Source organism: Streptomyces sp. NPDC006529 (assembly GCF_040611795.1).
GTDB lineage: Bacteria > Actinomycetota > Actinomycetes > Streptomycetales > Streptomycetaceae > Streptomyces.
Map to the genome: position 1 here is coordinate 197,386 of NZ_JBEXPB010000007.1, position 24,392 is coordinate 221,777.

At 69.5% G+C, this 24,392-nt stretch carries 14 protein-coding genes; 8 read left to right on the top strand and 6 right to left on the bottom strand.

All coding sequences use genetic code 11. The features are described from left to right. The first annotated feature begins 138 nt into the window (after positions 1-138). The 5 genes from ABZY31_RS08725 (at position 139) to ABZY31_RS08745 (ending at position 12,714) form a co-directional block, all read left to right on the top strand. A complete protein-coding gene (locus ABZY31_RS08725; RefSeq protein WP_356406264.1) occupies positions 139-4,092 on the top strand; it encodes a PglY protein in 3,954 nt (1,317 codons plus the stop codon). Continuing rightward, positions 4,092-6,878 (top strand): BREX-2 system phosphatase PglZ, encoded by a 2,787-nt coding sequence (pglZ, locus tag ABZY31_RS08730; protein WP_356406266.1) that lies wholly within the window; start codon positions 4,092-4,094, stop codon positions 6,876-6,878. Before ABZY31_RS08725 ends, pglZ begins: the two co-directional genes overlap by 1 nt. Beyond that, the gene (gene brxD, locus ABZY31_RS08735) at positions 6,875-8,209 is read left to right on the top strand and encodes a BREX system ATP-binding protein BrxD (protein ID WP_356406268.1); all 1,335 of its coding nucleotides are present in this window, start codon (positions 6,875-6,877) and stop codon (positions 8,207-8,209) included. The genes pglZ and brxD overlap by 4 nt, the downstream gene beginning before the upstream one ends. Further along, on the top strand, positions 8,206-10,344 hold the full coding sequence (locus ABZY31_RS08740) for a DEAD/DEAH box helicase (protein WP_356406270.1): 2,139 nt from the start codon (positions 8,206-8,208) through the stop codon (positions 10,342-10,344). The genes brxD and ABZY31_RS08740 overlap by 4 nt, the downstream gene beginning before the upstream one ends. 384 nt (positions 10,345-10,728) lie before the next feature. After that, a complete protein-coding gene (locus ABZY31_RS08745; protein WP_356406272.1) occupies positions 10,729-12,714 on the top strand; it encodes a DUF2075 domain-containing protein in 1,986 nt (661 codons plus the stop codon). A gap of 56 nt (positions 12,715-12,770) precedes the next feature. Here ABZY31_RS08745 and ABZY31_RS08750 read toward each other — a convergent pair whose 3' ends face one another. From ABZY31_RS08750 to ABZY31_RS08765, 4 genes are all read right to left on the bottom strand, one after another. After that, positions 12,771-12,899, bottom strand: a complete 129-nt coding sequence (locus ABZY31_RS08750; protein WP_266397138.1) for a DUF6408 family protein — start codon at positions 12,897-12,899, stop codon at positions 12,771-12,773. 260 nt (positions 12,900-13,159) lie between these two features. Further along, complete coding sequence (locus tag ABZY31_RS08755; protein ID WP_356406274.1) at positions 13,160-15,031, bottom strand: DUF2075 domain-containing protein; 1,872 nt, start codon at positions 15,029-15,031, stop codon at positions 13,160-13,162. Positions 15,032-15,513: 482 nt separating this feature from the next. Continuing rightward, entirely contained in the window at positions 15,514-16,095 is a 582-nt protein-coding gene (locus ABZY31_RS08760; RefSeq protein WP_356406276.1) for a sigma-70 family RNA polymerase sigma factor, read from the bottom strand. Between the two features lie 162 nt (positions 16,096-16,257). Then, a complete protein-coding gene (locus tag ABZY31_RS08765; protein WP_356406278.1) occupies positions 16,258-16,599 on the bottom strand; it encodes a beta/gamma crystallin domain-containing protein in 342 nt (113 codons plus the stop codon). A 277-nt stretch (positions 16,600-16,876) separates the two neighbouring features. Between ABZY31_RS08765 and ABZY31_RS08770 the strand changes: the two genes are divergently transcribed. Both ABZY31_RS08770 and ABZY31_RS08775 read left to right on the top strand, forming a co-directional pair. Further along, on the top strand, positions 16,877-17,716 hold the full coding sequence (locus ABZY31_RS08770; RefSeq protein ID WP_356406280.1) for an alpha/beta hydrolase: 840 nt from the start codon (positions 16,877-16,879) through the stop codon (positions 17,714-17,716). Positions 17,717-17,791: 75 nt separating this feature from the next. Next, complete coding sequence (locus ABZY31_RS08775; RefSeq protein WP_356406282.1) at positions 17,792-18,625, top strand: alpha/beta hydrolase; 834 nt, start codon at positions 17,792-17,794, stop codon at positions 18,623-18,625. Between the two features lie 95 nt (positions 18,626-18,720). Here ABZY31_RS08775 and ABZY31_RS08780 read toward each other — a convergent pair whose 3' ends face one another. After that, complete coding sequence (locus ABZY31_RS08780; protein WP_356406284.1) at positions 18,721-21,885, bottom strand: BTAD domain-containing putative transcriptional regulator; 3,165 nt, start codon at positions 21,883-21,885, stop codon at positions 18,721-18,723. A gap of 228 nt (positions 21,886-22,113) precedes the next feature. Here ABZY31_RS08780 and ABZY31_RS08785 point away from each other — a divergent pair, with 228 nt between their 5' ends. Continuing rightward, entirely contained in the window at positions 22,114-23,262 is a 1,149-nt protein-coding gene (locus ABZY31_RS08785) for a serine hydrolase domain-containing protein (protein ID WP_356406286.1), read from the top strand. A gap of 89 nt (positions 23,263-23,351) precedes the next feature. Here the strand turns inward: ABZY31_RS08785 and ABZY31_RS08790 are convergent, their stop codons facing one another. Then, positions 23,352-24,233 (bottom strand): glycosyltransferase, encoded by an 882-nt coding sequence (locus ABZY31_RS08790; protein WP_356406288.1) that lies wholly within the window; start codon positions 24,231-24,233, stop codon positions 23,352-23,354. Between the last annotated feature and the right edge of the window lie 159 nt (positions 24,234-24,392).

Consider the following 24,392-nt stretch of genomic DNA (forward strand, 5'->3'; position numbering starts at 1 on the left):
GCCGAGGGTGCCGTGGAGTGGCGTGGATCTTGCGAGGGCAGGGTTCCACCCGTCGTGGGCCTGGCAAGATTGAGCCGTGCCGACCAGCGCACACCGTGTGACGCACGCCAAGCCACCGACTGAGGGACTGATCGCCTGATGCCTACGAGCGAGCTCTTCCTGAAGGATGTCATCGACATCAAGGAAGACGTCCATGCGGGCGACTTCAAGATCGAGCTCTCTCAGGGATTCAGCGAGACCGATGCTCGCGTTGCCGAGTACGTCGTCACCGAGCAGCTCCAGGGTGCGTTCCGGCACGCGCTGAGCATCGTGGCGAACGGGGTCCGGACGGGGAACTCGCACGCGGCCTACCTGCACGGGTCCTTCGGTTCGGGTAAGAGCCACTTCCTGTCCGTGCTGCACGCGGTGCTCAACAACCACTCCGCGGTCCAGGCCAAGCCCCGCCTCATGGAAGTGGTCGCCCCGCACCAGGACTGGCTGCGGCAGAGCCGGTTCCTGATGATCCCCTACCACCTCGTCGGCTCCACCGACCTCGACTCGGCGCTGCTGGGCGGCTACGTGCACACCGTGCGCGAGCTCCACCCCGACCAGCCGCTGCCTCCGGTCTTCCGGGCCGATGCCCTGCTCGCCGACGCCGAGGCCCAGCGTGTGTTCCTGGCCGACGATGCGAAGTTCCTGCAGTGGCTGGGCAAGGGAGCGGCTGCGCTCGTCCTCAGCAGCGCCGCGCCTGTGGAAGCGGATCCCGACGACATGCCGCCGCTGGACACGGGTGCCGGCGTACCGCCTGCGGGCGGCTGGACCGGCGCCGACTTCGACCGGGCATTCACCGCGTCCGCCGCCGACGACCCCTACCGTGAGGCGTTGGTCTCGGCTCTGCTGGCCGGGCCCATGGCCTCGTACGCCCAGGGCGTCCGCGGCGAGGCGGGGGCCTATGTACCGCTGGAGAACGGCCTCAAGATCATCTCCCGGCACGCCCAGTCGCTCGGCTACACCGGTGTCGTGCTCTTCCTGGACGAGCTGGTGCTGTGGCTCCAGGCGAACATGGGCAAGCAGGACTTCGTCCGGGACCAGGTACAGCGGCTGGTCAAGCTGATCGAGTCCGCAGACAGCGGACGTCCGGTGCCGATCGTGTCGTTCATCTCCCGCCAGCGGGACCTGTCCCAGCTCATCGGCAGCGATGTCGCGGGTGCCGACGTAGAGAACCTCGAGCAGCAGATCGAGTACCTCGCCGAGCGCTTCGACGTCGTCGATCTCGAAGACAGCAATCTCGTCGAGATCATCAAGCACCGCGTGCTCTCGCCCAAGCCGGGCATGGAGTCCGTCCGCGACGACGCGTTCAAGATCGTGGAGTCGTCGAACGACGAGGTGCGCCAGGTACTCCTCGACGCGCAGGGCCGTACCGAGGCCAGCTGGGACGACTTCCGCGAGCTCTACCCGCTCTCCCCGGCCCTGCTGAACGTCCTCGTCGACCTGTCCGGCGCCCTGCAGCGGGAGCGGACCGGGCTGAAGCTGGTGCAGGAGCTGCTGCGCCGCCGTCGCGACGACCTCAAGCTCGGAGAGCTGATCCCGCTCGGAGACCTGTACGACGTCATCGCGGACCGCACCGGCGCCGCCTTCACGCCGAAGCTGCGCCGCGAGTCGGAGATCGCACACCGCTTCCACGGCCGGGTCAAGGACACCCTCCTGGAGAAGTACAAGTCGAAGGACGACAAGCGCTTCCAGACCGACGACCGGCTGGTCAAGACGCTGCTACTGGCCGCCCTCGCCCCCAACGTGCCCGCACTGACCCGCCTCACCGGCAGCCGGCTCGCCGCGCTGAACCACGGCGCGATCCGCACCCGGGTCGGAGACGCCGGCTCCGTGGCGGTCAAGCGGCTGCGGGACCTCCAGGTCGACTACGACGGAGAGCTGCGCAGCGAGGGGGACACCAGTGACCCCGTCTTCCACCTGCACCTGTCGGATCTGGACGTGGAGCCCCTCCTCGAGGAGGTCCAGGGGGCCGCCGACCAGCTCGGGTACCGCCGTCAGTGGATCAAGGACCAGCTGTGGCGGGCGCTGGGAGTCAAGGACACCGAGTCTTTCGTCTGCGAGCGGGAGGTCGTCTGGCGCGGCACCAAGCGCGGGGTCGAGTTCGTCTTCGGCAACGTGCGCGACAGCCACCTGCCGGACGAGGAGTTCACGCCGCAGCTCCCCGGCAACATCCGCATCGTCTTCGACTACCCCTTCGACGATGCCGACCACTCGCCGATGGACGACCTCCAGCGCGTGGACAAGCTCAGGCGGGCAGGCTGGAACGAGCCCGTCCTCGTCTGGCTGCCCGACTTCTTCTCCGAGCAGACGGGGCGGCAGCTCGGCCGCCTCCTGAAGATCAACTACCTGCTGGAGCGGGACCGACTGGAGGATCACACCGCCACCCGCCCCGCAGAGGAACGCACTCAGATCCGCAACCAGCTCAAGGCCTCGCGGGACAGCCTCACCGAGCGGCTCACCACATCGCTCCTGGAGCTGTACGGGATCAACCGCGCCGAGCCCGGCACGGCCGGAGCGCAGGTACCGGAGGGGCAGCACCTGATCTCCCTCCAGCGCGGCTTCGAGCGGACCCGGCCCGAGCCGTCCATCGACTTCGAGAAGAACCTGCTGGTGCTCGCCGACGAGATGTACGCGGCGCGCTATCCCAAGCACCCGGATTTCGACCCCCGGTTGAGCCGCAAGGCCATCACCCTGGGCGACCTCAAGACCACTCTCCAATGGATCACCCGGGCGATGGAGGACGGGTCGCGTCGCGTGGTGGTCGACGGCCACCACCTGGAGAAGGTTCGGAAGATCGTGCACGCCCTCGGGCTCGGCGAGGTGCACGACGGCCCCCTCGTCGTCACCAACGACTGGCGGCTGCGCATCAACAAGCGGGCGGCGGAGAGCGCCGATGCCGACGGCGACATCGCCGTGGAGACCATCCGTACCTGGATCTCCGAGATGGGCTACGACGGGCTCGACCGGAACGTGAGCAACCTGCTCATCGCCTCCTACGCCCTGCTCGACGACCGGACGTGGATCTACCAGACCTCCACGCTGCCGCAGGCGCCCGAGCTCGACAAGATCGGCCCTGGCTACGGGCTGCGGGCTGTGCCGCTGCCGGACGAGGACGCGTTCAGCAGCGCCTTGCGCCGGGCGGGCGTCATCTTCGGGGTGCACGTTTCGCCGGTGCTCTTCGCACGCAACGTCGCCCAGCTCGCCACCAAGGTGCGGGGCGTCGCGGACGAACACCGCAAGGCCGTTGCAGGGGCGCGCGACCTGCTGCAGAAGCATGCCGGCCGGCTGGGCCTCGAAGGGCCCGGTGGCGCGCAGGCGCCGCGTCTGCAGTCCCTGAAGGCTGCCGCTGATCTCATGGCGCGCGTACTGCGCACGGGCGATCCGACCCTTGCGGTCCAGGAAATCGCGAGCGTCGCCTACGAGGTCACTGACGAGGAGATCGGGGCTGCCCTCAAGCAGGCACCCGATGTGCTTTCTGCGCTCCACTCCGAGGAGTGGCCGCCCCTGCTCGACACGGTCCACGAGCTGTCGACGCGTGACGACTCCGTCGGCGACCGGGCCCGAGGACTTCTGACCACCGTCCAGCGCGTGGCGAACAGTCACGAGTCTCCGGACGAGTCACTCGCCCCGGTCCTCGCCGGCATTCAGGCCTCGGCCATGGCGCTGATGCGGGAGGCCACCCGGCTCGCCCAGGCCGCCCAGCCGGCGACTCCTTCGCCGGCCCCGGCGCAGCCGACTGCCGAGGACATCCGGCTCACGCAGCACGGCAAGCCGTCCGTGCCCACCGTCTCTGCTCAGGTGATGGACCCCCGGCAGGGAACGCAGTGGCCTGCGCCTGCCCCCACCCCGCCGATCGCACCCACCCCCGGACCGACGGGCTCCCACGGCACGTACCTCGTCGAACCGACACGCCTCGAAGCCAGTCTGGCTGCCACCGTCGCGGATCTCAGCAGCGAGCTCCGGACCTTCCTCACCTCCCATCCCGGCGCACGCGTCCAGGTCTCCTGGCAGGTCGTCGAGGCCGACGCGGGTGCGGCCGACACCGAAGAGGCTGACAACTGATGGCCCAACCTCTTCCGCAGGTCGGCCGCCGCACGATCGAGGCCTTGCTGGAGAAAAATGCCTCCGCGCTGCGAGATCGCTCTCTGATGCTGATCCACGGCCGATACACACCGGGGGCCACCGGCTCCTTCACGGCCACGGTGGGTGGTGAGCCGCGGCGGGTGAGCGTGCGCGACGAGTCGTCCGTCCTCGGACTTCTCGCCGCGTGGCAGGAACACCGCGCGGACGCGGCCCCGGGCGGCCTGCTCGTCGTCACCACCGGTGTGGACGACGCACAGCTCGGCTGGGACCTGCGTGGGCATGCGGTGCGCCGACGCACGCTGACCGTGGACAGGGCCGAAATCGTCCTGCAGCGCTTCGGTGCCGCCGGCTTGGACATGCGCATGTACCGCGAGGACTGGCTGCTGGAAGCGCTGCTCGATGCCGAACCCGCGGAAGGTGGCTGGCCGAGAGCTGCAGGAGTGCTCACCCGGGACTCGGCCCTGCGCGCCCTGGTCGTCGAGCGCCTCGGGCTGGCCCGGCCCGCAGGCTCCGCGGACACGTCGAGGGAAGCCGCCATCGATGCGGACTCCCTGCTGGCTTGGTCCCGTACGACGGCAGGACCTCGCAGATTCGCCGAACTCAAGGACGTCGAACGGGGCGAGCTGAAGAAGTGGCTCGGCGAGGTTGCCGGACCGGCTGCACCGGTGCTGCTCGCGCTCGCGGAAACAGGGCGGGGGACGGACGCCATGGCACTCGGGCTGCTCGGCGCAGCGTTGCGCGATCCGGCTGCGAGCCCGGACACGGTCCTCGCCGTCGGCGGTCTCTTCGGTCAGGCACGCCCCCGGCGCGCCGAACTCACCGCTTTCACCGATGCGGTGGAAGGCACCCTGATCCGCTGGATCTCCGAGGCCCGCAGCAGTGACAGCGCCAGACAGCGCGTCTTCGCGGTACTCGACCGGGCTGATGAGCTGGCACGCGACGCGGGCCTCACGACAGGCTTGGCCGCCAGCCGCTTCCTCCCGTCCAGCTTCGCAGCCCAGCTGGGGGCGGCGATCGCGGCGGCCCGCCAGTCGCCGGACGCGGGCGAGAACGAACTCGCAGACCTGACCGGGCACGCCCTGGCGGGGCTTTTCCCCGACCGAGTACGGGTCGCGGAGATGGCCGTACGCCTTGCACGCTGGCTCCGCCTGCCCGTACCTGCCGTCACAGGGGTGGCGGCAGGAGTCGCAGCCCATGTAGCCGACTGGGGCTGGGCCGACCGGGCTCTCACAGTGCTGTGGAGCGGCGATCCCGGCGGCGACCGGGAGGCTGCGCGGCATCTGCGTGCGCTGTATGCCGAGGGGCGGGACCGCCGGGGAGTACTCGACGAGGCCTTCGCCCGACAGCTGGCGGGCTGGACGCTCCATGCCACTGCTCAGCAGCCGGGCGGCGCTCTGGTGGTCGAGAATGTTCTGGAGACCGTTGTGCGACCGCTGGCCGCCGGCGCGCCTCCACTTGTCATCGTGCTGGACGGCATGAACAGTGCCGTTGCGGCCCAGCTCGGTGAGGAGACGGAACGCGAGGGCTGGCGGGAGGTCATTCCGCGTCCGGCACAGGGCGAACCGGCGCAGCGCCTTGCGGCAGTGTCGTTGCTCCCCTCGGTGACCCAGGTGAGCAGGGCCTCGCTGCTGACCGGGTCTGCGGTGGCGGGCGGTCAGTCGGTGGAATCATCGGGCTTCGCTGCCTTCTGGAGGAAGCGTCGCAAGGACGCGCAGCTCTTCCACAAGGCCTCGATCGGTGGCGACGCCGGGCACTTCCTCGCTCCGGAACTGCTTCTCGCCCTCGCCTCGGATGCCGTGGTCGGAGTCGTCCTCAACACGATCGACGACGCTCTTGACTCCGGGCAGCAGGGCCAGCGCACGGCGTGGTCGTTGCACGACGTCACTTACCTGCGCGAGCTGCTGGCCGCGGCCCGCAGCTACGGACGACCCGTCGTCCTGACGTCCGACCACGGACACGTTCTGGAGCGGGAACCGGGAAATGGTCCGGTCGAGGTGACCGGCCCGGTCGGATCCGCACGCTGGCGGCCCGGCACGGACGCCCGGGAGGGGGAAGTGAACCTCAGCGGCCCCCGCGTGTTGGACGGGGAGGGGACGATCGTCGTGCCTTGGCGAGAAAACATCCGCTACTCGGGTCGCCGCGCCGGATACCACGGCGGCGCCGCCCTGGCCGAGGTGACCGTGCCCGTGCTGGTCCTCGCGCCCTCGGCCGAGCTGGCGCCACAGGGCTGGGACCCGCTTCCCCGGGAGCAGGCTGCACCGCTGTGGTGGCGGGCCTCTGCCGCCACCGCGCCGGCGGCGGAGCCCGTTCCGTCAATCGATGGCACGTCTCCGAAGCCCAAGCAGAGCAAGACTCCGAAGCAGTCCGAGGAGCTGTTCACGGACGCAGACGTAGTGACGGCCGACGGGCGGGGTGGCCAGGAGCTCCTGGCCGCACCTCTCAGCCTCGGCGACCAGGTGGTGGCGAGTGAGGTCTACGAGGCGCAGAAGGCGTACGTGCGCAAGGCGCCGGAAGCAAAGATCGTGGCAGCCGTGATCGATGAGCTGGTGGCAGCGGGCGGGACCATGTCCCCGGCCGCTCTGGCGGCAGCGATCTCGGCAACCGGACGCGTGCGACGCAACGTCGAAGGCTTCGTCGCCACTGTCCAGCGGCTGCTGAACGTCGAGGGGTACCCCGTCCTCGGATTCATCGACGGCGGTCACACGGTGAAACTCGACGAGACGCTGCTACGCGGGCAGTTCTTGCCGACACAGGGGGCACGATGACGGGCCCGGTGTCCCAGGCCAGCGCGGTCCGGCGGCGCGAGGTCATCGATGCGCTGCGGCGCGGAACCGTACCCCAGGCGGGTCTCGACCTCCTCGCGGTCGGCCTCGGTCGATTCGAGGCGGCACTCGACGACGATCTGGCGACGGCCTCGCGGGGCGGCGCCGCCTTCCACGCCATTCGTGGTGACTACGGTTCCGGCAAGACCTTCTTCGCCCGCTGGCTCGCTGAACGCGCGAAGAGGGCAGGCCTCGCCACGGCCGAAGTGCAGATCTCCGAGACGGAGACGCCCCTGCACCGGCTGGAGACGGTATACCGCAGGCTGACCGAGCGGCTGACCACCGCAACGCATCAGCCCAGTGCTCTGCGGGCCGTGGTCGATTCGTGGTTCTACACCTTGGAGGAGGAGGTCCTCGACGCCGGAGAGGCCGACGAGGACGACGAGGCGGGGCTCGCCGAGGCGGTCGACGCGCTGATGGAACGACGGCTGGCGGAGGTCGCCCGCACGACGCCTGCCTTTGCCGCAGCGCTGCGCGGCTACCGGCGGGCCGTTGCGGCTGGGGACGGAGCCACCGCCGAAGCTCTCATCGCTTGGCTGGGCGGACAGAAGTCCGTCGCAGCCTCTGCGCGCCGTGCGGCCGGCGTCCGTGGGGACCTCGACCACTTCGCGGCGCTGGGCTTTCTCCAGGGGCTCCTGACCGTGCTGCGTGACTGTGGCCACCCCGGACTGCTCCTCGTCCTCGACGAGATCGAAACGCTGCAACGGGTTCGAGGAGATGTCCGGGAAAAGGGGCTCAACGCCCTGCGGCAGCTCCTCGACGAGATCGACGCCGGACGCTTCCCCGGACTCTTCCTCATCATCACCGGCACCCCGGCGTTCTACGACGGCCAGCAGGGCGCTCAGCGTCTGGCCCCCCTCGCGCAGCGACTCGCCACCGACTTCACCACGGACCCGCGCTTCGACTCCCCCCGTGCGGTCCAGCTTCGTCTGGCGGGCTTCGATCTTCCGCATCTCGGCGAGCTCGGCCGTGCGGTGAGGGACCTGTACCGGGAGGAGGCACGTCATCCGGACCGGATCAGCGACCGGGTCGACGACGCGTACATTGGTGATCTTGCCGTGGCCGTCACCGGCGGGCTCGGCGGGAAGGTAGGAGTCGCACCGCGGGTATTCCTGCGAAAGCTGGTCGCCGACGTCCTGGACCGGGTGGACGAGTTCGAGGACTTCGACCCCCGGCTGCACTACGCATTCACCGTCACCTCGTCCGAACTCACGGAAACAGAGCGCAACGCGGCTGCCGGAAGCGCGGATGACATCGAGCTGGAGCTGCCGTGAGCGTCTCCGGCGAGTTGGACCCGGCGCTCGTCCACCACATCGTCAACACGCTGGGCTGGCGCAGTCTGCGTCCGCTCCAGGAGGAGTCGGTAGGCCCGGTTCTCGCAGGCGACGATGCCGTGCTGCTGGCTCCGACGGCCGGAGGAAAGACGGAAGCGGCGTGTTTCCCCCTCCTCTCGCGCATGGCGAAGAACCGGTGGACCGGCACCTCGGTGCTGTACGTCTGCCCGCTCAAGGCTTTGCTCAACAACCTGCTTCCGCGCCTGGAAAACTACACGTCATGGTTGGGACGTACGGCTGCTCTGTGGCACGGTGACACCACCGCTGGGGCCAGGAAGCGGATCCTGGCCGAGCGCCCGGACATCCTGCTGACCACTCCGGAGTCCCTGGAAGCGATGCTGGTCAGTGCCAACGTCGACCACTCGTCCTTCTTCTCGGGGCTCAGGGCAGTGGTGGTAGACGAGGTGCATGCCTTCGCCGGTGACGACCGAGGGTGGCACCTCCTCGCGGTGCTGGAACGGATGCAGCGGGTGGTGGGACGGCCCCTCCAGCGGATCGGGCTCTCGGCGACGGTCGGCAACCCGGAGGACCTGCTCACCTGGCTCCAGGGCTCGGGCGCAGGGAAGCGGCCGGCCCGGGTCGTGGCCCCGCACCTCGCAGGGCCGGCGCATTCGCAGACAGAAACCGCTGCCGCCCTACCACCGGGTGAGATCGAGCTCGACTACGTCGGTTCGCTCGACAATGCGGCCACTGTCATCGCTTCGCTCCACAGAGGAGAGAAGCGCCTTGTCTTCTGCGAGTCACGAAGGCTCGTAGAGGAACTGGGCGAGAAACTACGTGCGAAGGGGATCACGACCTTCCTCTCCCACGCCTCGCTCTCCCTCGACGAACGCAGGCGAGCGGAGACAGCCTTCGCGGAAGAGCGCGACTGCGTCATCGTCTCGACCAGCACGCTCGAACTCGGCATCGACGTGGGTGACCTGGACCGTGTGATCCAGATCGATGCCCCGTCTTCCGTCGCTTCCTTCCTCCAGCGACTCGGCCGCACCGGGCGCCGGGCTGGCACGTTGCGAAACTGCCTCTTCCTAGCGCTGGACGAACCCGGGCTCCTGGATGCTGCCGGGTTGCTGCTCCAGTGGGCGCGTGGATGGGTAGAGCCCGTGATCGCGCCCCCCGAGCCGCGGCACATCGTCGCGCAGCAGTTGCTTGCTCTCTGTCTGCAGGAGCATCGTGTCGGCGAGAATGTGTGGCAGGAGTGGTGGAACGGTCTCGGCCCCTTCGGTAGCGCTGCCGAACCGATCGCGCGACATCTGATTGACGAGGGCTATCTGGACCGGGACGGGGGGCTCCTGTTCATCGGACCTGAAGCCGAACGCCGTTTTGGCCACCGCCATTTCATGCAGCTCACGGCAGTTTTCACCGCGCCCCCGCAGTTCACCGTGCTGCACGGCCGGTCGGAGATCGGTCGGACCGACCCCAGCCTGCTCACCGAGCGGGTGAACGGGCCGCGCCGCCTGCTGCTCGCCGGGCGGAGCTGGCTGGTCACCTACGTCGACTGGCGGCGGAAGCGCTGCTTCGTGGAGCCCGTGGACGGGGGCGGAAAGGCAAAGTGGAGCAGCGCCGGCTTCGGCCCCGGGGCATCGTTCGAAGTGTCGCGGGCGGTACGCGAAGTGCTACTGGGGGCAGATCCGCCGGTCAGACTCACACAGCGGGCGGTCCGGTCCCTGAACGAAGCGCGTGGGCATTTCCTGGAACGCGTTCATCCGGGAGGCACGCTCATCATCCGGGACGCCGACGGCCTCACACGCTGGTGGACATGGGCAGGGCACCGGGCCAACGCCACACTGGCGGCCACCCTTGATGAGGTGGCAGTGCCGGGCCAGCGCGTCAACGATCACTGGATCCGGCTGCGTGAGGACGTGACGGCCGCTTCCTGGAAGAGTCGCACCGCAGGTGCGGCGGACCGGCTCTGTCTTCCAGCGGTCGATGAGCGGGCCGTGCGAGGTCTGAAGTTCGCAGAGGCACTGCCGCCGAGGCTGGCGGAAGCAACACTTTCGGCGCGCCTCGCCGGCTCGGGGCCTGCGGTAGCGGTGTTGGCCGAACCTGTGCGATTCGTTTCGATCACTGGGGCATGAGGATGCATGGACGGGCCGTCGATTTCCATATTGATGGTCTTCAAGGGAGACCGGTGACGCGTATCGCGTGATCCGGCCACGAGCGTCATGGTTCCGGCCGACAGTCGGGGTGGCGTATTTCGGCAGGCCGGGGCCTGTCTAAGATCACCCCAACCGAATTGCGGCCCGACGGGCTTCCTGGATAGGACATGCCCCCACCCGCACGAGTCACTCGTGCCCTGGGGGAACCACCTCGTGTCCATGCTCCTCCTGCGACTGTCTGCGCAGGATCTACTCACACTTGATTCGCGAGACCGAATGGTGCCGCACCTTGCTGCCCGTTGGCGGTACTTCCGGGGAGCGGATGCCTCTGAGTCGGAGCGTTCCGCATGGGCGGAGAGCCTCGTGAGCCTCGCGAACGACCTGGTCGCGGCGGGACGGGGCAACGTAGAGATGATCGTAGAGTGTGCGGCCACGATCGATGAGGACGTCTGCCCCGGTGATCCCCGCCTCATCGATGTCGTTCTGGTGGGCCGCCACCCGGAGCGTCACGTGCCCTCCGTCCAGTTGGTCGAGCTGAAACGCTGGTCAACCGTGAGTCGGGTGGAACGGGCGGCTGCAGGACTTCTCCACGTGCCGGGCATCGAAAAGGGGAAGAAGCATCCGACGCTCCAATTGGAGGCGTACTACGAGGCGTTCACCAGCATCCGGGGCCCCTTTCAGGGCGCCGACTTCGAATGCGGCGGTTTCGCGTACTTGCACAACGCCACGGAGGAATCCGTACGCAGTCTGATCGATGTGGATGCGCCGACTGGACCCTACGCTCGCGTGTACACGCGTGATCGACGGGAGCGGTTGCTGTCCGATTTCAGGGCGAACTTCGCCGATGAAGGCGCGGCCTCCATGGCCGAGAGGATGCTGCAGAGCATGGGCCTGCGCAATACCCCGCTGCTCGATGCCATGATCTGGTCGCGCGGGGCCGATACCGTCTTCACCCTGCGAGGGCGGCAGAAGAAGGTCGCGGACCAAGTCCTGGAGACCGCGTCGAAGGTCCTACCGGATCCGGCCCATCCGGCGCTGTTGCCGGATGAACGGCGCGTGGTCTTCCTCGTGACAGGTGGGGCGGGAACAGGAAAGAGCGCCATCGGCCTGCAGATCAAGGCAGAGCTGGAGGCCCAGGGGCGTACGGTGAAATACGCCAGTGGCAGCCGGGCGTTCAACGGCGCCCTCCAGGAACACGTCGGCTACGGGGATCGGCAGTTCAGGGAGACGTTCACCTACTTCAGCGGGTTCGTCACCCCGCCCGACCCGCTCTTGGACGTGCTGATCTGCGACGAAGCGCACCGGCTCCGAGACCGGTCGACCAGCCGATTCTGGAAGCCCGAGGACCAGGGCACGGGCCCGCAGGTGGACGAACTCCTGGCCGCGTCCCGCTTGACGGTGTTCTTCCTGGACGAGGGGCAGTCCGTGAGACCGAACGAAGTCGGAACGGTTGCTCTGGTCAAGGAAGCGGCTGAACGGCACGACGCTCTCGTCGTCGAGTACAAGTTGAGGGAACAGTTCCGATGCGGGGGCAGTGACGCTTATGTCCGTTGGGTGAAGGCGTTGCTCGGCGTGACGGGCGAGGACCCCGGTAAGTGGCGCCCTGACGGACTGATGCACATCGAAGTGGCGGATACCCCGGAGGAACTCGAAGAGATCATTCGCACGGAAGCGTTTGCCGGTGCGTCCGCCCGCATGGTCGCGGGCTACTGCTGGCCGTGGACGAAGCCGCTGGGCTTGGAACGAAGGCTGGAGACCGACGTCCGTATCGGCGAGTGGTTCCGGCCGTGGAACGCGGACAGCGATAGCTTCTGCGAGGACGACGCACCACCGTCGAAGATCTGGTCGGTGCACGAGAACGGCCTCGGCCAGATCGGATGCGTGTACACCGCTCAGGGACTCGAATGGGACTGGTGCGGTGTGCTCATGGGGGATGACATGGTGCGCCGCGGTGACCAGTGGGTCTTTCGGCGGGGCAAGGAACTCAAGACCGCGGAGCCGGGCGTGAAGCGGGTCGCGGAGCCTGGTTCGTTCGATCCGAAGGTGAAGGCCGGCAGTGTCGATGACGACGGATTCGCGCGCCTCGTCCGGCACGCGTACCACGTGCTGATGACCCGGGCCAGTCGTGCCACCGTGCTCTACTCCACGGACCACGAGACCCGGAACTACCTCAAGGAACTCGTGGGCAGAGTCGAGATCCATGGTCTGCGGCCCACTTGGGAGAACCTGCCCGTAGAGGCACGCACACCTCACCTGCCCAGGCCGGGCCGAAATCGAGAGCGGGGCAAGAGCAAGGGGAAACGCCAGAAGGGCCAGGGGCCACAGGCCCCGGAGATGAGGCTGTTCTGATGAGAACCGGAGCATGAGTGAGGTGGCGGGCTCACCGGGCCCGCCACCGGTCCGCACTAGAAGAGCAGACCTGCGATCGCCATCAAGGCCGCCACCAACAGGTTGGAGACGACTGCGGAGGCGATGTCGATCAGGACCTCACGGATCCGTTCACGACGCGCACGCTTGCACTCGACCGAGGTCATGGCCACTCCAAAGCAGTGAGATCGGAATGGCAGGGGGACGCCCTACCGGGCGTCCGCGCTCACGTCGTGTGTCACCACACGAAGGGCACAACCGTTCCTCACCCGCAGCTCATCGGAGCGAACCCAAGAACCACAGCCTCGTACCTTCCGGGAAAGGTGCGCAGCGCGATCATGTTATCTCTTGGGCCGGCGCGGAGGGTGCGGATTCCACAGCGGCACGCGCCGGTCCCGTATCGGGTGCGCTCCGGCGCTCCAGAGGGTCAGAGCGCCGAAGGGATCAGTGAGCGGAGCTTCTCGCGGGTTTCGGGGTCCGTCGAGTAGACGACCGTGCCGATCATGCCGCGAGTCAGGAGCACTTTGTAGGTGTTGCGGATCAGGCGGTCCACGTCCTCGTCCGGGGTGGCCTTGGTGAAGGACGGGTCCTTGGAGGCGCTTCGGTCCACCACCCATCGGTCGGTTCGCCAGACGAGGTCCGGGCCCATGATCACGCCCGACCAGTCGTACTCGAAGCCCTGGGCGGTGTAGACGCACCCGATCTGTCCGAACCCGGCAGGGTCGGTGGCCCAGAGGGGCGCCGGCGGGGCGCCGAGCAGGGCGCGGTCGCCGAAGAGGTTCCACGGCCTGGCCCAGTCGCCGATGACCACGTCGGTGGGCAGGGTGTGCATGCTGGAGGTGACCTTCGTCGTCCACTTCCAGCAGTAGCCCGCGGAGATGCGCGCACCGTAGTCCTGGGACCGTCGCGCAGCCAGGAAGCCCTCCAGCTCCTGGGGGCTGTCGGCGGTCAAGAGCTGCACCTTGTCGTCGGGTTCCCACGGGGTGGGTGCGGTTCCTTCGAGCCCCAGAAGGTCGACCACCCACCGCAGGTAGGCGTCGCTGCCACCGCAGCGGAACTGGCTATCGAGCGTGACCACCGTGCAGTCCAGCCCCTGTTCGGCCGCGGCCGCCTGGATTTGTTCCACGGTTCCCATTTCACCCGGACGCACCACTTGGTGCTGGTCCAGCAGGAACACCGGAACCCGGGCGGCGTCCATCAGCTCCGCCACCTGTGGTCGGCCGGTCCGCAGCGTGGCCTTCGTGTACCGGTTGGCGGAGGTCCTGCGGAGCCGGTGTGCCTCGTCGCAGACCAGCACGTCGAGGTCGTTCGGCTCCGCCTCCATGAAGCTGTTGAAGTAGCGGAAGAGCCGTTGGACCTCGGGCTTGCGGGCGCCCGCGACCTTGCGCATCGTCTTGGTGAAGGACTGCGAACCGGTGGCGTGCAGAGCCGGCACACCGCGCCGGTAGAGGTCGCCCAGCAGGGAGAGGGCGATCACGCTCTTGCCGGAGCCAGGCCCGCCGGCCACGACGACGACTTGCTTGCGGTTGGACCGCCGGGCCTGTCGCACGGCCGACATGACCGTTTCGTAGGCGAGCCGCTGTTCGTCCAGCAGCACGAACTGCTGCCGATTGCGCACCTCTTCGGCGGCAACGGCCATCAGTTGCCGTGAAGGTCGGACCTTGCCCTGCAGCAAGGCGTCGGCTGCCTCGGCACCCGGCTTCGCCGCCAGCTTGGAGCGGAGGTAGCCGATGAAGGCTCCGCGCTGGTCGCCCGTGAACATCCGACCGCGGTCGTCCTCCACGACGGCGCGGAGTCCCGCCACGCCGAAGTCGGTCGCGTTGTGCAGGTAGGCGACTCCCGCGACCGAGTCGGGGATCCGTTCCAACGCTCCGTTAAACGAGACGAGATAGTCGCAGTAGCCGCGCACCTGCTCGATCGGGTTGAGGACCGGATCCGGGTAGGCGTCAATGCGGCACAGCAGCGGGTCGTCCTCCTCGGGATGGGCCTCGCTCCACTGCTTCAGCTCGACCACCACGTACGAGGGCTCTCCGGTACTCGGATGAACGCCGGCAAGTATCACGTCCGCTCGCTTGCTGGTGAGGGGCAGCGCGTACTCGAGCATCATCTCGACTTCGCCGAGCCCGGCCTCGATGAGCGCGTTGGTGAGCGCCGGGATGCTGCGCTCCCAGGAACGCACCTCGGAGGGCTGGGGGCGATGACGGTGTTTGTGCAGGAAGTTCTCGCTCAGGAGCTCGGCAAGCCGTCCTTCAAGGTGGGTGCGGTTGGCCAACGACGCCGCGGACTCACGGAACAGCAAGGAAGTGCCCCCAGGCAGCACGAAGTAGCTCGTGCGGGTGGGGGCATGTCCTTCGGTTCCACTGAGGTGGAGCGGAAGCCCGTCGGGCCGCTGAGATGGTCTGAGCCATCCTAGAACAGGACGTGGATCATGCGCCCTGAGCTGATTGGCCGCCTCGTACGCGGGGATCTGGTGACGTTCCTCTGACGCAAGCAGTTCCCTTGAGTCGGTACGACAAAGGCTCTGAACTGCGACTCTACCCAGTTTCCTGCTTCTCGAGGTGTTCTCGGCGACGCACCACGTGGAGTGTGTAGCGATTCTGGAGCCGGTCAAGGCGGACACCGGCGCCTGAGCTGTTATTCGGGGCGGCGGGCGTGGTGTGCGTCGTGCGCGTTGCGCGCGTTGTGGGCGATGCCTTGACTGGCCGTCCGGCGGGGAAGGGTGCGTCCCGCGGCAGGTCGTGATCCTGCTGCGGGACGCGCCCTTTCCGCGTCGTCCCGGGGCTACGCGCCGAGGACGCCCTGCTTCTCCAAGGACTTGCGCAGCGCCCGCACGGCGTAGAACGCGCGGCTCTTGACGGTGCCGGGCGGGATGCCGAGGTGCTCGGCCGCCTGGGCCACGCTGCATTCCAGGGAGTACATGAGGCCGATGACGGTCCGGTGCTGTTCCTTCAGCTCCCGTAGCGCCTCGTGCACCGCGTGGGAGGTGATCGTCGACTCCGTGCAGTCCCAGGAGGTGTCCAGGTCCTCGACCGGCATCAGATCCAGTGGCCGGACCTGCCGGGCCCGGTGGTGGTCGATGACCAGGTTCCTGGCCACGGTGAACAGCCACGGCCTGACGTGTTCGCCGCGGGCGCTCAGGAGCCGGGCGTGTTTCCAGGCGCGCGCCGCGGTCTCCTGGACGATGTCCTCCGCCCGGTGCCAGTCACCGTCCAGCAGCCGCGCGGCGTACCGGACGAGCAGAGGGCCGTACTGCTCGTAGATGTCTCGTATGAAGGTGTCGCAGTCGGCGTCCGAAGTGGCGTGCCGGACGTGTGCCCGAGTCGGAGCGAGGGGGGCCGTCCCCGCCTGCGTGGTCCCGTTCATGGGTGGTGCCCCATTCTGTTCGAGTGTTCCGTGGCGTGCCCTCCCACCTGCGTGGGTGAGTCGCTCAACACTCGACGGACCCCCTTCGCCCGACCTTGTCGTCACCTTGCCGCGCCGCTCAGCTGACGAGGAACCGTTGTCCCCCCTGCGCGGCGACGGGTGCTACCAGATCCTGATCTTCGTGATCTTGTGGATGGGAGCGTCGGTGGCAGTCCAGAAACTCCACTTCTCGATGGTCCCGCTGGTTGCCGGCGCCCCCAGCCTCGGCACGTACTCCACCGTGATCTTGTTGTTGCCGGTCCAGATCTGGTCCACGCCGTAGATCGCCACGCTCTGCGCGCCCGCGTTGGCGAAGCAGAGGGAGCCGCCTGCGTTGTGAACCGTCAGGTAGCCCATTTCATTGCAGCCGACGCGGTTGATGGCGGACGCGGACGAAGCGGGCAGCACGACGGCCAGGGCTCCGGCCGCCGCGACTACCGCGAGGCGTGTGATGAAGCGCTTCACTGGTGAGTTGTTCCTTCCGTGGGTGGTGTGGCGCCGCCGAGGGCACAGCACACGGCGGCGTCGCAGGGACGCACGGGCGTCCCGTCACCGCAACGGGGGAAGGGGAGCTCCGGTTCATCGTCCTCCGCAGAGCGGGCCCGCCCGGTCCGGAAGGCCGGGCTCACCCCCGTCGTGAACCGCGGCGCCGGGTTGCTCGTAGAAGCGGTGACGGCCGGTCACACGAGAGCCCTTACCGGTCGTCAGGGCGACCGGCCCCATACAGAAGGACATCGAAGACATGCGCATCACCCGACCGACCAGGCCCGCCCGACTGCTCACCCTGCTCGGTGTCGCGGCAGTCGGCCTTTCCGTGACGGCCGCGGCCCTCCCCGGCCAGGACGAGGCGTCGGCCCGTCAGCAGGGGACCCGGCCGACGATCGTGCTGGAGCACGGGGCGTTCGCCGACGCCTCCAGCTGGGACGGGGTCGTGGAGCGGCTGCAGCGGGCCGGCTACCCCGTGGTGGCCGCCGCCAACCCGCTGCGCGGACCGGCCACCGACGCCGCCTACCTGCGCAGCGTCGTCGAGCACGTCGACGGCCCGGTGGTCCTGGTCGGCCATTCCTACGGCGGCACCGTCATCAGCCAGGCCGCCACGGGCCTGGAGGGCAAGGTCAAGGCCCTCGTCTACATCGCCGCGTTCCTGCCCGACGTCGGCGAGAGCTCGCTGGGGCTGACGAACAAGTTCCCCGGCAGCACCCTCGGCCAGGTCGTCGCTCCGGTGAACTACGCGCTGCCCGGCGGAGCGTCGGGCGCTGACGTCTTCATCAAGCCGGACACGTTCCACCAGCAGTTCGCCGCGGACGTCCCGGCGGACAAAGCGAGGCTCATGGCCACCGGGCAGCGTCCGATCGCCGCCGCCGCACTGGAGGAGAACTCCACCCGTGCCGCCTGGAAGACGATTCCCTCCTGGTCGCTGGTCACCACCGAGGACCGGAACATCCCCGTGGCGGCACAGCGCTTCATGTCGGCCCGGGCACACGCGCGTACGACGGAGATCGACGCATCGCACGCCGTGTCCGTCTCACGTCCCGACGCCGTCGCCCGCATCGTGGAGAAGGCGGCCCGTACGGTCCGCTGACCGGCACCGGCCGTCGTGGCCTCGTCACCAGTTCCCCATACGCACCACCACCCCTATCGAGAGGCAGCAACCACCATGGCGTTCATCACCGTCGGCCAGGAGAACTCCACCGCCATCGACCTCTACTACGAGGACCACGGCACCGGGCAGCCGGTCGTGCTGATCCACGGCTACCCGCTCGACGGCCACTCCTGGGAGAAGCAGGCCGCGGCCCTGCTGAAGGCCGGTCACCGGGTCATCACCTACGACCGGCGCGGATTCGGCCGCTCGAGCCAGCCGACCACCGGCTACGACTACGACACCTTCGCCGCGGACCTGAACACCGTCATGGAGACCCTCGACCTCACCGACGCCGTCCTCGTCGGCTTCTCCATGGGCACCGGCGAAGTCGGGCGCTACCTCGGCACCTACGGCTCCGGCCGGGTCGCCAAGGCTGCCTTCCTCGCCTCGCTGGAGCCGTTCCTGCTCAAGACCGACGACAACCCCGAGGGTGTCGACGGGAGCGTCTTCGAAGGCATCGAGCAGGCCGTCACCGCCGACCGGTACGCCTACTTCAGCGCGTTCTACCAGGACTTCTACAACCTGGACGAGAACCTCGGCACCCGGATCAGCGAGGAGGCCGTCCGCCACAGCTGGAACGTGGCCGCCGGCGCCTCCTGGTACGCCTCGCTGGCCTGCGTCGCCACGTGGACCACCGACTTCCGCGCGGACGTCCGGAAGATCAACGTGCCGGCCCTGATCCTGCACGGCACCGCCGACCGCATCCTGCCCATCGAGGCCACCGGCGAGCGCTTCCGCAAGGCGCTGCCGCAGGCCGACTACGTCGTCGTCGAGGGCGCTCCGCACGGCCTGCTGTGGACCCATGCCCAGGAGGTCACCGACGCACTCCTGGCCTTCCTGGCCAAGTAGGGGCGGCGGCCTTCCCCTCGGCCGGACGGTGCCCCGCACGCGCCCCGTCACCGTTCGACGGTGACGGGGCGCCGTCTTGGGAGCCCACCGGAGCCCTATGCCGCGGGAGCGCCACTGCCGGCAACCGGGAGCTTGTGGCCGTGACGTACAGCCGCCCTCTCCGGCACGGTGGGCGTGGGGTCCGCGTCCATGTCCAGGGCGGTGAGCCGGTCACGGACCTGCTGGGCGCTGTGGGACATGGCCCGCGCGCCGGCGCGTTCGAGGGCTTGGACCCAGTCCGCCCGTGCGCCGTCCCGGTCGCCCCGGGCCAGCCGGGTGTCCCCGAGCCGCATCAGTGTGCCGATGGCGTTCCTGTGGTCGCCCAGTTCCTCGAACGCCTGCGTTGCCCGCTGGTAGGTGGCCACCGACTCCTCGTAACGGCCGAGCATGCGGAGGTTGTACCCCAGGATGTCCCGGGCCTGGGCCAGTTGCCACGGCGCGTCCATGCGCTGGAACAAGCCGATGCTCTCCTCGATGTAGAGAAGCCCTTCTGCGAGCTGTCCCAGGTTGCAGCGGAACCAGGCGAGTTCGGCGAGACACTCGGCCAGCCACAACTCTTCACCCGTCTCCCGGGACAGCTCCAGGCCCCGCTCGGAGAGCGTCACGGCCTCCTGGATCCGGCCGAACAGGAACAGCGCGCAGGCCGTGACGTAGTGGGCCCGGGCCTGATCACCGGTCGCGCCGAGCTCTTCGAAGATCGCGGTGGCGAGTCGCAGGTGGTGCAGGGCCTGTTCCTGGTGACCGAGATAGCCCTGGACGCCGCCGAGATGGCGTAGGCAACGGCCTTCTTCGAGACGGTCGTTCCGGCGCCGGGCCACTTCGAGGGCCGGGGTCAGCGCGGTGATGGCCTCGGGCCAGAACTCCTTACGGTGGAGGTAGTCCTTGAGCGACCAGGCCAGCCCGGTGGTGTGGTGGTCCAGCTTCTGGCTGGCGGCGGTGTGCAGCAGGCCCGTCAGCACCCGGTGTTCGGCGTCGAGCCATCGGTTCGCCTGCTCGACGGTGGCGAGGTTCTCCGGGGCGACGCCCGGGCCGGGTGCACCGAGGTCGAGCTCGGGCGTGGTGTCGTGTTTCAGGAGCTGGTTGGCCGCGTCTGCGGTGAACATGTAGTGGTCCAGGACCCGGAGCGTGGCGCCGTGGCGCTCGCCGGTGGTGTCGTGGGTGTGGGTCAGTTCGGTGGCGTAGCCGCGCAGGAGGTCGTGCAGGCCGTAGCGGCCGGGCAGCGGTTGTTCCACGAGGCAGGAGCCGACCAGCCCCGCGAGCGCACGGCGGGTTGCGGGGAGCGGGAGGCCGGCGAGGCTGGCGGCGGCGGGAGCGGTGATGTGAGGGCCGGGATGCAGGGCCAGCAGGCGCAGGAGCCGGGCCGTGGTCTCGTCCAGGGACCGGTAGGACCAGGAGAAGACGGCGCGTACGTCGGTGGTGGAGTCGGCGCCCGTGAACGCGTCGAGGCTGCCGTGCGTGTGCCGCAGGTCCTCGACGATGGCGTGCAGGGGGAAGGCGGGGTCCAGTTCGGCGCGGGCGGCGACCACCGCCATGGCCAGGGGCAGCCGTCCGCACAGGCTGATGAGGTCGGCCGCGGCGGCGGGCTCGGCGAGCAGACGCGCTGCGCCCAGGCGTCGTTCGAGGGCTTGGTGGGCCTCCGCCTGCGAGGGCAGGGGGAGAGCGAGGGGTTTGGCGCCGTCGGCGGCGATCAGGCCGGGGAGCCGGTTGCGGCTGGTGATCAGTGTGAGGCAGCCCGCTCCGCCGGGGAGCAGGGGCCGCACCTGCTGCTCGTCGCGGGCGTTGTCCAGGACGAGGAGGATCCGCCGGTCGGCCAGGAGGCTGCGGAAGAGCGTGCTGCGGCCGTCGGTGTCCTCGGGGATGCGCTGGGGAGGAACGCCCAGGGCGGTGAGGAATCCGTGGAGGGCGTTGCCGGGTTCGACGGCGGGCGCGTGGGGGTGGAAACCGCACAGGTTGACGAAGAGCTGCCCGTCGGGGAACGCGGAGGCGATGCGGTGGGCGTGGTGGACGGCGAACGTGGTCTTGCCGACGCCGGGGGCACCGCTGACGACGACGGCAGGGGCAGCACTCGTGCCGGGTCGCTCCGGTGCACCGCAAACGGCCGACAGCCATGCGCCCTCGGTCTCGCGTCCAGCGAACACCGCAAGACTGCGCGGGAGTTGGGCCGGTCTCACCCGAGGCGGCGACGTGGTCCCCGCGGAAGGCGCAGCGGGGTGGCGCCCCGCATCGGACCGGTCGGCGGCATCGGCCGCACCGTCGTGGTCGGCCGGGCGGCCGGTCGCGGACGCCTCGCCCTCCACCGGTATCCCGGACGTGGTCGGCCCGAGCGGGTCGAGCGGGTCGAGCCCGTGTCCGGTATCCCCGCTGGAGACGGATGCCGCGCCCGAGACGGATGCCCCGCCGGATCCGGCCGGCCCATCGGACGAGTGAAGGGGCGGCAGGTCGTGGTGGAGGATGCCGTGGTGCAGCGCGCGGAGGGAGGGGCCCGGTTCGAGGCCGAGTTCGTCCGCGAGGTGCCGGCGCAGGTCGGCATAGCGCTGAAGCGCTTCGGGGTGCCGGCCGGCGAGGTACAGCGCACGGAGCAGCAGGGCCCAGCCGGTCTCCCGCAGGGGATGCTCCGTGGTCATCTTCTGTGCCGCGTCGAGGGCCTCGGTGATCCGTCCTCGCAGGAGCAGGGCGGTGGTGCGGAGCTCGCGGGTGGACTGCCGCAGCTCTTCCACGCGCGCCGCCTCGTTGACGGCGAACAGGTGGTGCGCGGCGTCGGCGAACGCGGTGCCGCGCCACATCTCCAGCGCCTTGCCGGTCTCCTCCAGTACGCCTTCGGGCCGGCCCTGGTCCATGAACCGGCGCGCCAGGGCGAGGGCACGCTCGAAGCGCACGGTGTCACGGCTCTCGGGCGGCACCCGCAGCGCGTAGCCCAGGGGTTCGGTGACCAGCACCTCACAGGTGCCCTGACGGCGCAGGTGCTGCGGTTCCAGGACCGCGCGCAGCTTGCTGACGTGGGCGTGCAGGGAGCCCATCGCCGCGCCCGGCGTCCGTCCCGGCTGCTGCGGCCACAGTTCCTCGCACAGCATCTGCGGAGCGACCGCCCGGCCCTCGCCCAGCAGCAGGCGGACCAGCAGCAACCGCTGCCTGCGCCGGCCCGGATCGAGCAGCGCGCCCGCCCGCCGCACCTCCAGCGGACCCAGCAGCCCGAAGTCGAGACCTTGCCCAGCAGTTGTCACCGCACCCACCCGGAATCCCGCTCGCGGCGAGGACCCCCGTGGTCCGCTGCCCGCATACCGGACAGGACATTAGCAGGATGTCACTCCGTGTGATCATCCGCGATCGTCCCGGACCGCCGTCGCAGGGGCATCCGGCCGGGCGCCCTCCGCCTTCGACGACGTATGAACCGGCGTGCCCGTCGCTGCGTTGACTGATCGAACGGTCGTCGTCGGAAGTGGGGAAGAGACATGGTCAACGTCGAGGGAACGAGCACCGCCCGGTTCGAACCGGTCCGGGCCGCGCTGGCGGCGCACCTGGAGTCCGGCGAGGAGTTGGGGGCGTCGATAGCCATCGACGTCGACGGAGTCATGGAAGCCGACCTGTGGGGCGGGCACGCCGATGAGGCGCGGACCGTTCCCTGGCACCAGGACACAGTGGTCAGCCTGTGGTCGACCACCAAGACCCTGAGCAGTCTGGCGGCCCTCGTCCTCGTCGACCGGGGGGCACTGGACCTCCACCGCCCGGTCGCGCACTACTGGCCCGAATTCGCCGCTCAGGGAAAGCAGGACATCGAGGTGCGGCACGTCCTGGCACACACCTCGGGGCTCTCCGGCTGGCAGCAGCCCTTCACCGTGGACGATCTGTACGACTGGTCGACCGCAAGCGCCCGGCTGGCCGCGCAGGCGCCGTGGTGGGAGCCGGGCACCGCCTCGGGCTATCACGTGCAGACCCAGGGACAGCTCGTGGGAGAGCTCGTACGGCGGGTCAGCGGCCGTACCCTGACCGAGTTCGTGGACACGGAGATCGCCAAGCCGTCGAACGCCGACGTCCAGATCGGTGCGCGGCGGGCCGACTGGCCGCGCATCGCCGGGCTGGTGGCCCCGTCGCAGCTCTCCGGGATCCCCGCCGGCCTCGACCCCGAGGGGATCTTCACCAAGACCTTGCTCGGCAGTCCCGCCCGGGACGAGCATGTCGACACCCCGCGGTGGCGCGGTGCGGAACTCGGCGCCGTCAACGGACACGGCAACGCGCGGGGGATGGCCCGTGCCCTCTCCGTGATCTCACGACGCGGCCGGGTGAACGGCCTGCGCCTCCTCTCCGAGGAGACGGTGGAGAAGGTCTTCGACGTACAGGCGGACGGAGTCGACCTCTTCCTGGGCGTTCCCGTGCGGTGGGGCATGGGCTTCGCGCTCGCCGATGCGAGGACGGTGCCGTGCATGCCCACGGGACGGGTCTGCTTCTGGGTCGGCCGGGGCGGGTCGATCGTGATGATGGACCTCGACCGGCGCGTCACGTTCTCGTACACGATGAACAGGCTGGGCGACGGACTCCTCGGCTCGGAGCGCACCCACGACTACATCAGGCACGTCTACGAAGCCCTTGACGCCACCGCCTGAGGCCCGGCCGCTCCACCGGCTCACGCGGAGATGTCCATCCAGGGGCGCCGCGCTGGCGCTGCGGCCGGCTCGCGACCGCCTTCGCGACCTCAGGTGCGGGCCTCCGCGGTGTCCAGGAGGCGGGCGGCCGCCTCCACCGGTGGGGGGAGGGGGTGGCGGGAGCGCAGGGCTCGGGGGAGGCGTTCGAGCAGGCCCAGCAAGGCCTGGCGGGCTTCCGGGTCGTGGGTGGCGTCGGCGGCGAGGCGGCGGGTGTGGTGGGCGGCGACGCCCAGCGGGCGGCGCAGCCAGGCGGTGAGGGCGGCGTTGCGGCGCTGTACCGCGGGCCGGCCGGGGCGCACCCCGCCGGTCGGGCGGTGGAGGGCCACCACGTCCGGGACGTGGCACACGCCCCAGCCGTGGGCGGTCAGGTCGTAGGCGAGCAAGGTCTCCTCGCCCCCGAGGAACAGGATCGGGTCGTAGCCGCCGGCCTGCAGGTAGGCCTCCCGTCGGGCGACGGCCGCGCAGGCCAGGAAGCCGAGCACCTGCGGTCCGGGCAGATCGGCGGCGTTGCCGAGCGGTGAGTCGGCGAGCATGCCGTTCAGGGGGTCGGCCTCGGCGTCGGGGCCCACACGGACGCAGGCGGCGAGCAGTCCGAGGCGGGCGTGCCGGTCCAGCAGGTCCGCCGCGCGCGCCAGTGACCCGGCTTCCCACCAGGAGTCGTCGTCGCTGAACGCGACGTACGGCGTGCGCGCGTGGCGTACGCCGATATTGCGGCCCGGAGCGCCGAGATTGCGGCCGGGCGCGAGGAGGGTGACCTCCGGCCGCAGCCGCGCGACGGCTTCCGGGGTCCCGTCCGTCGACGCGTTGTCGACGACGATCACGGGGGGCCGCTCCGGGAGGGCCGCCAGCCGGTCCAGGGTGTGCAGCAGCTGGTCGCGGCGGTTGCGGGTGATGACGACCACAGTGGTGCGGGGATCGGGGGTGACGGTCACGGTCGGCCACCTCGGGTCGGGGGTGATGCGCGGGACTCCCGGGAGCCGCTGCGGCAACGCCGGGCTGACCGGCGGCCGCGCCGGGTGCGGCGCGGCCGCCCCCCGGGCATTCCATAGCGGGCGGGGCCACGTGCGGGTGCTGGTGGACGTTGATGGCGG

What these genes read in the sequence shown, in the direction of transcription:
- pglZ (WP_356406266.1), top strand. Translation starts at nt 4,092, where the DNA reads ATGGCCCAACCTCTTCCGCAGGTCGGCCGCCGCACGATCGAGGCCTTG.
- ABZY31_RS08725 (WP_356406264.1), top strand. Translation starts at nt 139, where the DNA reads ATGCCTACGAGCGAGCTCTTCCTGAAGGATGTCATCGACATCAAGGAA.
- ABZY31_RS08760 (WP_356406276.1), bottom strand. Translation starts at nt 16,095, where the DNA reads ATGAACGGGACCACGCAGGCGGGGACGGCCCCCCTCGCTCCGACTCGG.
- brxD (WP_356406268.1), top strand. Translation starts at nt 6,875, where the DNA reads ATGACGGGCCCGGTGTCCCAGGCCAGCGCGGTCCGGCGGCGCGAGGTC.
- ABZY31_RS08785 (WP_356406286.1), top strand. Translation starts at nt 22,114, where the DNA reads ATGGTCAACGTCGAGGGAACGAGCACCGCCCGGTTCGAACCGGTCCGG.
- ABZY31_RS08750 (WP_266397138.1), bottom strand. Translation starts at nt 12,899, where the DNA reads ATGACCTCGGTCGAGTGCAAGCGTGCGCGTCGTGAACGGATCCGTGAG.
- ABZY31_RS08775 (WP_356406282.1), top strand. Translation starts at nt 17,792, where the DNA reads ATGGCGTTCATCACCGTCGGCCAGGAGAACTCCACCGCCATCGACCTC.
- ABZY31_RS08770 (WP_356406280.1), top strand. Translation starts at nt 16,877, where the DNA reads ATGCGCATCACCCGACCGACCAGGCCCGCCCGACTGCTCACCCTGCTC.